The organism is Nocardioides rotundus, from assembly GCF_019931675.1.
Classification (GTDB): Bacteria; Actinomycetota; Actinomycetes; order Propionibacteriales; family Nocardioidaceae; genus Nocardioides; species Nocardioides rotundus.
On the sequence record NZ_CP082922.1, the window covers coordinates 1,884,625 to 1,896,972 of the forward strand.

10 protein-coding genes are annotated in these 12,348 nt (G+C 71.4%); 9 read left to right on the forward strand and 1 reads right to left on the reverse strand.

The genetic code is table 11. The annotated features are described in order from the left end of the window. The first annotated feature begins 19 nt into the window (after positions 1-19). The 3 genes from K8W59_RS09440 to K8W59_RS09450 are packed head-to-tail and all read left to right on the forward strand — an operon-like array spanning position 20 to position 2,690. Positions 20-970, forward strand: a complete 951-nt coding sequence (locus K8W59_RS09440) for an ABC transporter ATP-binding protein (protein ID WP_223399585.1) — start codon at positions 20-22, stop codon at positions 968-970. Next, positions 970-1,734, forward strand: coding sequence for an ABC transporter permease (locus K8W59_RS09445; RefSeq protein ID WP_223399586.1), 765 nt, complete (start codon positions 970-972; stop codon positions 1,732-1,734). The genes K8W59_RS09440 and K8W59_RS09445 overlap by 1 nt, the downstream gene beginning before the upstream one ends. Further along, positions 1,725-2,690 (forward strand): COX15/CtaA family protein, encoded by a 966-nt coding sequence (locus K8W59_RS09450; RefSeq protein ID WP_223399587.1) that lies wholly within the window; start codon positions 1,725-1,727, stop codon positions 2,688-2,690. Before K8W59_RS09445 ends, K8W59_RS09450 begins: the two co-directional genes overlap by 10 nt. Positions 2,691-2,957: 267 nt before the next feature. Here K8W59_RS09450 and K8W59_RS09455 read toward each other — a convergent pair whose 3' ends face one another. After that, positions 2,958-3,929 carry a heme o synthase gene (locus tag K8W59_RS09455; RefSeq protein ID WP_397195952.1) on the reverse strand — a complete coding sequence of 324 codons (972 nt, stop codon included), beginning with the start codon at positions 3,927-3,929 and terminating at the stop codon, positions 2,958-2,960. Positions 3,930-4,177: 248 nt separating this feature from the next. On the opposite strand from K8W59_RS09455, the gene tkt reads away from it, so the two are divergent. Genes tkt through pgl form a run of 6 tightly spaced genes read left to right on the forward strand, consistent with a single transcriptional unit; the run spans position 4,178 to position 12,280 of the window. After that, a complete protein-coding gene (tkt, locus tag K8W59_RS09460) occupies positions 4,178-6,205 on the forward strand; it encodes a transketolase (protein WP_397195995.1) in 2,028 nt (675 codons plus the stop codon). A 52-nt stretch (positions 6,206-6,257) separates the two neighbouring features. After that, on the forward strand, positions 6,258-7,364 hold the full coding sequence (gene tal / locus K8W59_RS09465; RefSeq protein WP_223399590.1) for a transaldolase: 1,107 nt from the start codon (positions 6,258-6,260) through the stop codon (positions 7,362-7,364). 5 nt (positions 7,365-7,369) lie between these two features. Further along, positions 7,370-9,031, forward strand: coding sequence for a glucose-6-phosphate isomerase (gene pgi, locus K8W59_RS09470; protein WP_223399777.1), 1,662 nt, complete (start codon positions 7,370-7,372; stop codon positions 9,029-9,031). Then, a complete protein-coding gene (gene zwf, locus K8W59_RS09475; protein ID WP_223399591.1) occupies positions 9,028-10,548 on the forward strand; it encodes a glucose-6-phosphate dehydrogenase in 1,521 nt (506 codons plus the stop codon). Before pgi ends, zwf begins: the two co-directional genes overlap by 4 nt. Further along, the gene (locus tag K8W59_RS09480; protein ID WP_223399592.1) at positions 10,545-11,561 is read left to right on the forward strand and encodes a glucose-6-phosphate dehydrogenase assembly protein OpcA; all 1,017 of its coding nucleotides are present in this window, start codon (positions 10,545-10,547) and stop codon (positions 11,559-11,561) included. Before zwf ends, K8W59_RS09480 begins: the two co-directional genes overlap by 4 nt. After that, positions 11,558-12,280 carry a 6-phosphogluconolactonase gene (gene pgl, locus K8W59_RS09485; RefSeq protein ID WP_223399593.1) on the forward strand — a complete coding sequence of 241 codons (723 nt, stop codon included), beginning with the start codon at positions 11,558-11,560 and terminating at the stop codon, positions 12,278-12,280. Before K8W59_RS09480 ends, pgl begins: the two co-directional genes overlap by 4 nt. The last annotated feature ends 68 nt before the right edge of the window (positions 12,281-12,348 follow it).

Below are 12,348 nucleotides of genomic sequence, written 5' to 3' on the forward strand. Positions count from 1 at the left end.
GCGTTCCTAGACTGAGCCCGTGTCCGCGTCCTCCCCAGCCGTCCAGGTCGACGGCCTGGTGATGCGGTACGGCGACAAGGTGGCGGTCGACGAGCTGTCCCTGACGGTGGAGCGCGAGAGCATCACCGCGGTCCTCGGGCCCAACGGCGCCGGCAAGACGACCACCCTGGAGACGTGCGAGGGATACCGCCGCCCGCAGCGCGGCACGGTGCGGGTGCTGGGCCTGGACCCGGTCGCGGACCGGCGCCGCCTCCTCCCCCGCATCGGCGTGATGCTGCAGGCCGGCGGGGCCTGGTCCGGCGTCCGGGCCACCGAGATGCTCGACCACGTGGCGGGCCTGCACGCACACCCGCTCGACGTCTCCATGCTGGTCGACCGACTCGGGCTCGAGGACTGCGGACGGACGCCGTACCGTCGTCTCTCCGGCGGCCAGCAGCAGCGGCTCGGCCTGGCGATGGCGCTGGTCGGCCGCCCCGAGCTGGTCTTCGTCGACGAGCCGACCGCGGGGATGGACCCGCATGCGCGGCGGACCACGTGGGAGCTGCTGGAGGAGCTGCGGCACGACGGCGTCACCGTGGTCCTGACGACCCACCACATGGACGAGGCCGAGCGGCTGGCGGACCGGATCCACATCATCGACCACGGCCGGCTGATCGCCTCGGGCACGCCCGCCGAGCTCACCCGCAGCGGTGTGCCGGGCTCGGCGCCCGCGGCCACCATCCGGCTGGTGGTGACCGAGCCGTTCCCGGCCGGCGCCCCGCAGTCCCTGGCCGCCGAGCTCGGCCCCGACGTCACGGTCGCCCAGATCGACGAGGTGAGCCTGCTCGTGACCGGTCCCGCCGACGCCACGACCCTGTCCACGGTCTCGCGCTGGTGCGAGCGGCACGGCGTGCTGCCGGAGTCGCTGGCCCTGGGGCAGCGCACCCTCGAGGACGTCTTCCTCGAGCTGACCGGGCGGGGACTGGGCTGATGGCCGGCACCTTCACGCCGCAGCCCGGCAGCGCGCCCCTGGCCCGCCAGGTGCTGAGCCAGGCGCGGATGGAGTCGCGGCTGATGCTGCGCAACGGGGAGCAGCTGCTGCTCGCCGTGGTGATCCCGGTCATCGTCCTGGTCGGCGGGGTCCTCGCCGGCCGGCACGTCGGCCTGGACTTCGGCCGCCCCCTCGTCGACGTGCTCACGCCCGGCGTTCTGGCCCTGGCGGTGATGTCCACGTCGTTCACCTCGCTGGCGATCGCCACCGGCTTCGAGCGCAGGTACGGCGTGCTCAAGCGGCTCGGCAGCTCGCCGCTCCCCCGCCACGGCCTCCTCCTCGGCAAGGTCGGGGCGCTGCTCCTGGTCGAGCTGATCCAGATCGTGGTCGTGGGCGCCCTCGGGCTGCTGCTCGGGTGGGACCCGGCGGGCGGCTGGGCGGCGGCCCTGCTCACCGTCGTGCTGGGGACGGCGGCGTTCGCCTCCCTCGGGCTGCTGGTCGCCGGCGTCCTGCGGGCGGAGGCGACGCTGGCCGCCGCCAACCTGGTCTACCTGCTGCTGATGGCCGGCGGCGGGGTCGTGCTGCCGACGTCGTCGTACGGCGTCGCCGAGGGGCTGCTGCGGCTGCTGCCGTCCGGCGCCCTGGGCGACGGGCTGCGAGCCGCCCTGGTGGACGGCACCATGGACGGCACGGCGCTGCTGGTGCTGACCGTGTGGGCCGTCGCCGGGTCCCTGGCCGCCTCGAGATGGTTCCGATGGGAGTAGCCACCGTGTGGGAGATGGTGACCGAGCGGCTGCGGCCGCTGGCGCGCTGGCTGTGGCCGCTGGCGGTGGCGAACCTGGTGGCCAACATCGGGATCGTCGTGACCGGCGCGGCCGTGCGGTTGACCGGGTCGGGGCTCGGCTGCCCGGAGTGGCCCAAGTGCGACGAGACGTCGTACACCACCCACGGCGAGCTCGGCATCAACGGAGCCATCGAGTTCGGCAACCGGCTGCTGACCTTCGTCCTGGTGGCCGTCGCCATCGCCACCCTCCTCGCGGCGATCGGGTCACGCCACCGCCGGGCGACCTGGCTGGCCTTCCTCGTCTGCCTCTACGTTCCGTTCCAGGCGGTCGTGGGCGGGATCACCGTGCTCACCGAGCTCAACCCGTGGGTGGTGGCCTTCCACTTCCTGGCCTCCATGCTCATCATCATGTTCGCGGTCGCGCTGCTGGACGAGCTGCGCAGCCCCGACCGGCCGCGCGCGCCGCGACCGCACCGGATGCTGGCGTTCGGCACGTTCGGCGTGGGCTGGGTGGTGCTCTGGCTGGGCACCGTGGTGACCGGCGCCGGCCCGCACTCCGGTGATGAGAACTCCGTGCGCAACGGTCTGGACCCCGCGGTGGTCTCCCAGGTGCATGCGGTCGCGGTCTACGTCCTGGTGGCACTCACCGTGGCGCTGCTCGTGGTGGCCCGGCGCTCCGGCGACCTCTGGCTGGCCCGGGTCACCGGGCTGGTCCTGCTGATCGAGATCGCCCAGGGGGTCCTGGGCTGGACCCAGTACTTCCTGGGCCTGCCGATCGCCCTGGTGGCGCTGCACATGCTGGGGGCCGCCCTGCTGGCCGCCGGCCTCGCCCGGATCGCCCTGGCGGTCCTCCCCCACCACGCGCCGCTCGAGGCGGACGCCTCGGCCGAGCCGCAGGCCAGCCCGGCCACCCGCCTCAGCCGACCGGGCAGTTGATGCACCCACATCCCGCCGACCGGGCATTTCATGCACCCATATCCCGCCGACCGGGCAGTTGATGCACGCAAACCCGTCCAGGGGCGGACGAACGGCGGGGCCCGGGCTCTGCGCCCGGGCCCCGTCGGAGGTAAGGACGGCGGTTCACCCACACCCCCGTGAACAGGTTCACCGCCGTGACTTGGACAGACGTGCCCGGCGCCGGAAAGGTTGCGTCACCCGGAGAGATTTCTGAATCTTTCTTCGCGGGGTCTCGCGAGCGGGTGCTCAGCCGCCGATGAGCGGGTCCAGCGCGACCGCCACGAAGAGCAGCGCGAGGTAGAGGTTGGAGATGTGGAACAGCTGCATCGGCTGGATGCCGGCCAGGGAGTCGGTGCTCCGGGCCCGTGCCCACATCCGCTGCGCGGCGACCAGGAACACCGCGCCGAGCACGGCGGCCGCGACCGGGTAGAACCAGGAGGTGCCGGCCACCGGCCAGAGGGCCAGCGAGGTCGCCACGGTGGCGAGCGCGTAGAGGAAGGACTGGCGCCCGACCTCCACCGCCGGCTTCACGACCGGCAGCATGGGCACATCCACCTGGGCGTAGTCCTCGCGGTAGCGCAGCGCCAGCGCCCAGGTGTGCGGCGGGGTCCAGAAGAAGACCACCAGGAAGAGCACGACCGGGGTCCAGGCCAGCTCGCCGGTGACGGCGGTCCAGCCGATGAGGGCCGGGAAGCAGCCCGCGATGCCGCCCCACACGATGTTCTGCGTCGTGCGCCGCTTGAGCAGCATCGTGTAGACGAAGAGGTAGAACGCCTCGGCCGCCAGCGCCAGCATCGCCGACAGCGGGTTCACCCACAGCCAGAGCACGACGGTCGCCAAGACGCCCAGCACCAGGCCGAACACCAGCGCGGAGACCGGGGAGACGACGTGCCGGGGCAGCGCCCGGCGGCGGGTACGGCGCATCTGCTCGTCGATGTCCCGGTCATAGACGCAGTTCAGCGTCGAGGCCGACCCGGCCGAGAGCGTCCCGCCCACGACCGTGGCCGCGACCAGGCCCAGCGACGGGATCCCGCGCTCGGCGAAGAACATCACCGGGACGGTGGTGAGCAGCAGCAGCTCGATGACCCGCGGCTTGGTGAGGCCGACGTACGCCGCGACCACGTCGCGCACCCGCGGACGCGGTCCACGGGAGCCACGAGCCGACCGTCCGGTGCGATCCGACGCGACATCGGACGTCGCATGGCCGACATAGGTCACGGGTGATCAGGCCTCGGGAAGTCAGTGGTCAGAACGGGTGGACCGGTGGCACCCGGTCGGGTGTCGAGTCTAGCCCCACGCGTGAGTAGGCTCGGCCGTGGAGCCCCATTGTCCGCGGGCGGGATCTCCGCCCGAGTGCACGAGCGAAAGGCAGCAGCGTGGCAGAGACGGCAACGACCGGGAGTTCGGACCGGCTGAACTGGACGGAGGTCGACGACCTGGCCGTCAAGACCGCCAAGACGCTGGCCATGGACGCGGTCCAGAAGGTCGGCAACGGTCATCCGGGCACGGCGATGTCGCTGGCGCCGGCGGCGTACCTGCTCTTCCAGAAGAAGATGCGGCACAACCCCGCCGACCCGCAGTGGCCGGGGCGCGACCGGTTCGTGCTGTCGGCCGGCCACACCTCGATCACGCTGTACACCCAGCTCTACCTGGGCGGCTTCGGGCTGGAGCTGGAGGACCTCAAGTCCCTGCGCACCTGGGGCTCCAAGACCCCCGGGCACCCCGAGTTCCACCACACCGCGGGCGTGGAGACCACCACCGGGCCGCTCGGCCAGGGCGTCGGGAACGCCGTGGGCATGGCGCTGGCCGCCCGCCGCGAGCGCGGCTTGCTGGACCCGGAGTCGCCGGCCGGCGAGAGCCTCTTCGACCACCAGATCTACGTGATCGCCTCCGACGGCGACCTGGAGGAGGGCGTCAGCGCCGAGGCGTCGTCCTTCGCGGGCACCCAGCAGCTGGGCAACCTCACCGTGATCTACGACAACAACGACATCTCGATCGAGGGCGGCACCGACATCGCCTTCACCGAGGACGTCGCGATGCGCTACCGGGCCTACGGCTGGCACGTCCAGACCGTCGACTGGACCGGCGGCGGCAAGGAGTACCACGAGGACGTGCACGCCCTGTGGCGTGCGCTCAACGCCGCGGAGAAGGTCACCGACCAGCCGAGCATGATCGTGCTGAAGACCGTCATCGCCTGGCCGGCGCCGAACGCCCAGGGCACGGGTGCTGCGCACGGTGCCGCCCTCGGCGAGGACGAGGTCGCGGCCACCAAGAAGATCCTCGGCTTCGACCCCGAGCTCACCTTCGAGGTCCCCGAGGTCGTCATCGAGCAGACCCGCTCGCTGGTCGAGCGGGGCTCTGCGCAGGAGGCGGAGTGGCAGGAGCGGTTCGAGGAGTGGGGCAAGCGCTATCACCAGCGCCGCGCCCTGGCCCAGCGGATGGCGACCCGCACACTGCCCGAGGGGTGGACGAATGCCCTGCCGAGCTTCCCGGCCAGCGAGAAGGGCATGGCCACCCGCAAGGCCTCCGGGGAGGTCCTCAACGCGCTCGCGCCGGTGCTGCCGGAGCTGTGGGGCGGGTCCGCGGACCTGGCCGGCTCCAACAACACCACGATGGAGGGTGAGCCGTCGGCGATCCCGGAGGAGAACTCCACCAAGGACTTCCAGGGCAACATCTACGGCCGGGTGCTGCACTTCGGCGTGCGCGAGCACGCCATGGGCTCGGTGATGAACGGGATCGCGCTGCACGGCGGCACCCGCCCCTACGGCGGCACGTTCCTGATCTTCTCCGACTACATGCGGCCATCGGTGCGTCTGGCCGCGCTCATGCAGCTGCCGGTCACCTATGTGTGGACCCACGACTCGATCGGGCTCGGCGAGGACGGCCCGACCCACCAGCCGGTGGAGCAGCTGGCCGCGCTGCGGACGATCCCCGGCCTGGACGTGGTCCGTCCCGCGGACGCCAACGAGACGGTGGTCGCGTGGAGGACCGTGCTGGAGCACAACGACCGCCCGGCGGGCCTGGCCCTGACTCGGCAGAACGTGCCGGTCTTCCCCCGCGGCAAGGACGGCTTCGCCTCCGCCGACGGCGTCGCCCGCGGCGGCTACACCCTGCTCGACACCGAGGGCATCCCGGACGTCGTGCTCATCGCCACCGGCTCGGAGGTCCAGTTGGCCGTGGAGGCGCGCGAGCGGCTGGCCGAGAGCGGCGTGGCGGCCCGCGTGGTGTCGATGCCGTGCCGCGAGTGGTTCCTGGAGCAGGACGAGATGTACCGCGACCAGGTCATCCCCCCGACGGTGAAGGCCCGCGTCTCGGTCGAGGCCGGGGTCGCCCAGGGCTGGCGCGAGATCGTCGGGGACCACGGGCGCATGGTCTCCCTGGAGCACTTCGGCGCGTCGGCCGACTACGCCACGATCTTCCGCCAGTTCGGAATCACCGCCGAGGCGGTGGTGTTGGCCGCGGAGGACAGCATCCGGGCGACGGAGGCCCTCTGACCTGCGGGCCCGGCTTCCGACGTACCCACCCCACTCACGGAAGGAACTCAGCATGACTGACCGTCTTCAGGAACTGTCCGAGGCAGGGGTGTCGATCTGGCTCGACGACCTCTCCCGCGAGCGGCTCGAGACCGGCAACCTGTCGGATCTGGTCAACGAGGACTCGGTGGTCGGCGTGACCACGAACCCCTCGATCTTCGCCGCGGCGCTCTCCGACGGGGAGCGGTACGACGAGCAGGTGCGCGAGCTGGCGGCCGGCGGCGCCGACGTGGACGAGGCGATCTTCGTGATCACCACCACCGACGTCCGCAACGCCTGCGACGTGCTGCGCCCGGTCTACGACGCCACGAACGGCGTCGACGGGCGGGTCTCCATCGAGGTCGCCCCGGGGCTGGCGTTCGACACCGAGGGCACCAGCGCCTCGGCGCAGGAGCTGTGGAAGACCGTCGACCGGCCCAACCTGTTCATCAAGATCCCGGGCACGCCCGAGGGCTGGCCGGCGATCACCGAGACCATCGGCCGCGGCATCGACGTCAACGTGACGCTGATCTTCGGTCTCGAGCAGTACCGCAACGTGATGGAGGCCTACGTCGCCGGGCTGGAGAAGGCCCAGGAAGCGGGTCTGGACCTCTCCGACATCCACTCGGTCGCGTCGTTCTTCGTCTCCCGGGTTGACACCGAGATCGACAAGCGGCTCGAGGAGTCCGGCGCGGACAAGTCCCTGTTCGGCCGGGCCGGCATCGCCAACGCGCGGCTGGCCTACAAGGCCTACGAGGAGTTCTTCAGCGGGCCCCGCTGGGAGAAGCTCGCCGCGGCGGGAGCCAACAAGCAGCGTCCGCTGTGGGCCTCCACCGGCGTGAAGAACCCCGACTACAAGGACACGATGTACGTCGTGGACCTGGTCGTGCCGAACACGGTGAACACCATGCCGGAGAAGACCCTGGAGGCGGTCAAGGACCACGGGGACGTCGAGGGCGACCAGGTCACCACGAACTACGACGACGCCGAGGCCACGATGGGCTCGCTCGCCGAGGCCGGCATCGACTACGACGACGTCATCCGGGTGCTCATCCAGGAGGGCGTGGACAAGTTCGTGGCCTCGTGGGACGAGCTCGTCGGCAGTGTCCAGGAGCAGTTGGACAAGGCGGGCAGGGAGTGACCGACCTGCCGGCACCGGTCGACCCGACGTCGACCGGTGCCTGGGCACGCCTGCGCGAGCTGGCGGACGCGCTCGAGCCCGACCTGCGGGGCTGGTTCGCCGCGGACCCCGGCCGGGCCGAGCGCCTCGCCTTCACCGCCGCGGACCTGCGGGTCGACCTGTCCAAGGGCCTGCTCACCGACGAGATCCTGCAGACGCTGCTCGAGCTCGCCGACGAGGTCGGGCTGGAGAGCCGGCGCGACGCGATGTTCCGGGGCGAGCACATCAACGTCACCGAGGACCGGGCCGTGCTGCACACGGCGCTGCGCCTGCCCGCCGAGGCCACCTTGGAGGTGGACGGGCAGGACGTGGTGAAGGACGTCCATGAGGTCCTCCAGCGCGTCTACCGGTTCGCCGACCAGGTCCGTTCGGGCGAGTGGACCGGGATCACCGGGCAGCGGATCGAGACGGTCGTCAACATCGGCATCGGCGGGTCCGACCTGGGCCCGGTCATGGCCTACGAGGCCCTAGCGCCCTACCGGCAGCCCGGCCTGGAGTGCCGGTTCATCAGCAACATCGACCCCACCGACGCGGCGGTCACGCTGGAGGGCCTGGACCCGGCCACCACCCTGTTCATCGTCTCCAGCAAGACCTTCGGGACCCTGGAGACCCTGACCAACGCGCGGCTGTGCCGCGCCTGGCTGCTCGAGGGTCTGCGCACCGCGGGGGCGCTCGAGGGGCACGACGACGCCGAGGCGGTCGCCCGGCACTTCGTCGCGGTCTCCACCGCCCTGGACAAGGTCGCCGACTTCGGCATCGACCCCGAGAACGCCTTCGGCTTCTGGGACTGGGTCGGCGGCCGCTACTCGATGGACTCCGCGATCGGCACCTCGCTCGCGGTGGCGATCGGGCCGGAGCGGTTCGCCGAGATGCTGGCCGGCTTCCACGCGATGGACGAGCACTTCCGCAGCACCCCGGCCGAGCAGAACGTGCCGATCCTGATGGGGCTGCTCAACGTCTGGTACACCAACTTCCTGGACGCCCAGACCCACGCCGTACTCCCCTATGCACAGTTGCTGCACCGGTTCCCGGCCTACCTCCAGCAGCTGACCATGGAGTCCAACGGCAAGGGGGTCCGGTGGGACGGGACCCCGGTGACGACCGACACCGGCGAGGTCTGGTGGGGCGAGCCCGGCACCAACGGGCAGCACGCCTTCTATCAGCTGATCCACCAGGGCACCCGGGTGATCCCGGCCGACTTCATCGCGTTCGCGGAGCCGGCGTACCCCCTGCGCGACGGCGCCACCGACGTGCACGAGCTGTTCCTGGCCAACTTCGTGGCCCAGACCCGGGCGCTCGCGTTCGGCAAGACCGCCGAGGAGGTGCGGGAGGAGGGCACCGCCGAGGAGCTGGTGCCCGCGCGGGTCTTCACCGGGAACCGCCCGACCGCCTCGCTGCTGGCGCCGGCGCTCACGCCCTCGGTGCTGGGGCAGCTGATCGCGCTCTATGAGCACATCACCTTCACCCAGGGGGCGGTCTGGGGGATCGACAGCTTCGACCAGTGGGGCGTGGAGCTGGGCAAGCAGCTCGCCCAGGAGATCGCTCCCCTGCTGGCCGGAGGCGACACCAGTGATCAGGACTCGTCCACCCGGGCCCTGATCGACTACTACCGGAGGCATCGTCGGTGACCTACCAGAACCCGCTGCGCGACGAGCAGGACCGGCGGCTGCCGCGCATCGCCGGGCCCGCGACGCTGGTGATCTTCGGCGTCACTGGCGACCTGGCCCGCAAGAAGCTGATGCCGGCCGTCTACGACCTGGCCAACCGCGGTCTGCTGCCGCCGGGCTTCTCGCTGGTCGGCTACGCCCGGCGCGACTGGGCCAGCCAGGACTTCGCCCAGATCGTCGAGGAGTCGGTGAAGCAGTACGCCCGCACCGAGTTCCGCCAGGAGGTGTGGGACCAGCTCAACGAGGGCTTCCGGTTCGTGCCCGGCGACTTCTCCGACGACCAGGCATTCGACCACCTGCGCCGGACCCTGGAGGAGCTGGACCAGCAGCGCGGCACGCGCGGCAACCACGCCTACTACCTGTCCATCCCGCCGAAGTTCTTCGGCGAGGTGATCGGCCAGCTCAAGGAGCACGGGCTGACCGACCAGGACCGCGGCTGGAAGCGCGTGGTCGTGGAGAAGCCCTTCGGGCACGACCTGGAGTCCGCGCGCGAGCTGAACGCGATCGTCTCCGAGGTCTTCCCGCCCGAGGCGGTGTTCCGGATCGACCACTACCTCGGCAAGGAGACGGTGCAGAACATCCTGGCGCTGCGCTTCGCCAACAACCTCTTCGAACCGGTCTGGAACTCCAACTACGTCGACCACGTGCAGATCACCATGGCCGAGGACATCGGCATCGGTGGCCGTGCCGGCTACTACGACGGCATCGGCGCCGCGCGCGACGTGATCCAGAACCACCTGCTGCAGCTGCTGGCGCTGGTCGGCATGGAGGAGCCGCTGGCCTTCGACGCCCACCAGCTGCGGCGGGAGAAGCAGAAGGTGCTGGCTCAGGTGCGGGTGCCGGACCGGATCGCCCGGGCGACGGCGCGTGGGCAGTACGCACCCGGCTGGGCCGGCGGGGAGAAGGTGAACGGCTACCTCCAGGAGGAGGACATCCCGGCCACCTCCACCACGGAGACCTATGCGGCGATCAAGCTGACCGTGGACAACCGCCGGTGGGCCGGGGTGCCGTTCTATCTGCGGACCGGCAAGCGGCTGGGCCGACGGGTGACCGAGGTCGCGGTCGTGTTCAAGCGGGCGCCGTACCTCCCCTTCAGCGAGCAGGCCGTCGAGGACCTGACCCAGAACGCGCTGGTCATCCGGATCCAGCCCGACGAGGGCGTGACCATCCGCTTCGGCGCGAAGGTGCCGAGCACCGAGATGGAGATCCGGGACGTCAACATGGACTTCGCGTACGGCGGCGCCTTCACCGAGGCGTCCCCGGAGGCCTACGAGCGGCTGATCCTCGACATGCTGCTGGGCGACCCGCCGCTGTTCCCGCAGCAGGAGGAGGTCGACCTGTCGTGGAAGATCCTCGATCCGATCCTCGACTACTGGGACAAGCACGGGAAGCCGGAGCAGTACGAGTCCGGGACGTGGGGGCCGCAGTCCGCCGACGACATGCTGGCCCGTGACGGACGCACGTGGAGGCGACCATGAGCCAGCTGGTGGACACCAACGCGTCGCAGATCGCGGCGGAGTTCGTGCGCGAGCGGCGGCGAGCCGGCTCGCCCACGATGGGCATGGTGATGACGTTGGTCATCGTCATGACCGAGGAGGACGCCGAGGAGTCGCTGCGCGCGGCCCGGCTCGCCTCGCACGAGCATCCCGGGCGGGTGCTGGCGGTCATCATCGGCTCCGGTCGCGGCCGCGGCCGGATCGTCGCCGACGTGGAGGTCGGGGTCCGCGCCTGGACCGGCGAGATCGCCCAGATCCGGCTGTCCGGCGAGGTGACCAAGCACGCCGCGTCCGTCGTACTCCCCCTGCTGCTGCCGGACTCCCCCGTCGTCGTGTGGTGGCCCGGCCGTGCCCCGGCCGACCCGGCCAGGGACCCGATCGGCCAGCTCGGCCAGCGCCGGATCACCGACGCGGCCGCCCTGCCTCGTGGCCAGAAGAAGGCGCTGCTCGAGCAGTGCGCGAACTATGCGCCGGGCACGACCGACCTGGCCTGGACCCGGGTGACCCCCTGGCGGGCGCTGCTTGCGGCGTCGCTGGACCAGCACCACGTGAAGGTCACCTCGGCGGTCGTGGCCGCGGAGCGGGTGAGCCCGTCGGCGGACCTGCTCTCGGCGTGGCTCGCCGAGGCACTCAACATCTCCGTCACCCGCGAGGTCTCCGACGGGCCCGGCATCACCGAGGTGACGCTGAACTCCAAGGAGGGGCCGATCAGCATCAGTCGGTACGACGGCCTCCTCGGGACGCTCAGCACCCCGGGCCAGCCGGACCGGCCGGTCGCCCTGAAGCGGCGCAGCCTGCCCGAGCTGCTGGCCGAGGAGATGCGGCACCTGGACGAGGACGACGTCTACGCCGCCGTCACGCGGTATCTGGTCCGCAACGACGGCAAGACCGAGAAGCCGGCCAAGAAGGCCCCCGCGAAGAGGTCGGCTGCCAAGAAGGCTCCCGCGAAGAAGGCCCCGGCGAAGAGGTCGGCTGCGAGGAAGGCGTCGCGATGAGCGTTCGGGTGCACGAGTCCAGCGAGAGCCTGGCGACCACGGTCGCGACCGAGCTGCTGGCCCGACTCGCGGCCGCCCAGGAGGCCGGCGAGACACCGCAGATCGGCCTCACCGGCGGCACCATCGCCGACCAGCTGCACCGCGAGGTGGCCCGGCTCGCTCCGGCGTCGTCGGTGGACTGGTCGCGCGTCGTGGTCTGGTGGGGCGACGAGCGGTTCGTGGACTCCTCGTCCTCGGACCGCAACGCCGTCCAGGCCCGCGAAGCGTTCCTGTCCCAGGTCGGGGTCGACCCGGCCAACGTGCACGAGATCCCGTCGGCCTCCGAGGTTGCGACCGCCGAGGAGGCCGCCGAGGCCTACTCCGCGACGCTCCGCGAGCACGGCGCGGGCAGCTTCACCGTGCTGATGCTCGGCATCGGCCCGGACGCCCACATCGCCTCGCTGTTCCCGCACTTCCCACAGCTGGAGGTCGAAGACGAGATCGCGGTCGCGGTGCACGACTCCCCCAAGCCGCCGCCCGACCGGGTGACCCTGACCTTCCCGGCGCTGAACCGGGCCGACGAGGTGTGGTTCCTGGCCGCGGGCGAGGGCAAGGCCGACGCCGTCGCCGCCGCCCTCGCGCCCACGGGCGCCGTACCCGACACCCCGGCGCGGGGCATCGCGCCCACCGGCACGGTCACCTGGCACCTGGACCGCGCCGCCGCCTCCGCCCTCCCCTGACCGCGACCGGGCATCCCCTGCACCCAAATCCCGCCGACCGGGCACTCGATGCACCCACATCCCGCCGA

Bases quoted from the DNA above. Each gene is read 5' to 3' on its own strand.
- K8W59_RS09445 (WP_223399586.1), top strand. From the start codon at position 970: ATGGCCGGCACCTTCACGCCGCAGCCCGGCAGCGCGCCCCTGGCCCGC.
- K8W59_RS09450 (WP_223399587.1), top strand. From the start codon at position 1,725: ATGGGAGTAGCCACCGTGTGGGAGATGGTGACCGAGCGGCTGCGGCCG.
- tkt (WP_397195995.1), top strand. From the start codon at position 4,178: ATGGACGCGGTCCAGAAGGTCGGCAACGGTCATCCGGGCACGGCGATG.
- tal (WP_223399590.1), top strand. From the start codon at position 6,258: ATGACTGACCGTCTTCAGGAACTGTCCGAGGCAGGGGTGTCGATCTGG.
- K8W59_RS09480 (WP_223399592.1), top strand. From the start codon at position 10,545: ATGAGCCAGCTGGTGGACACCAACGCGTCGCAGATCGCGGCGGAGTTC.
- pgl (WP_223399593.1), top strand. From the start codon at position 11,558: ATGAGCGTTCGGGTGCACGAGTCCAGCGAGAGCCTGGCGACCACGGTC.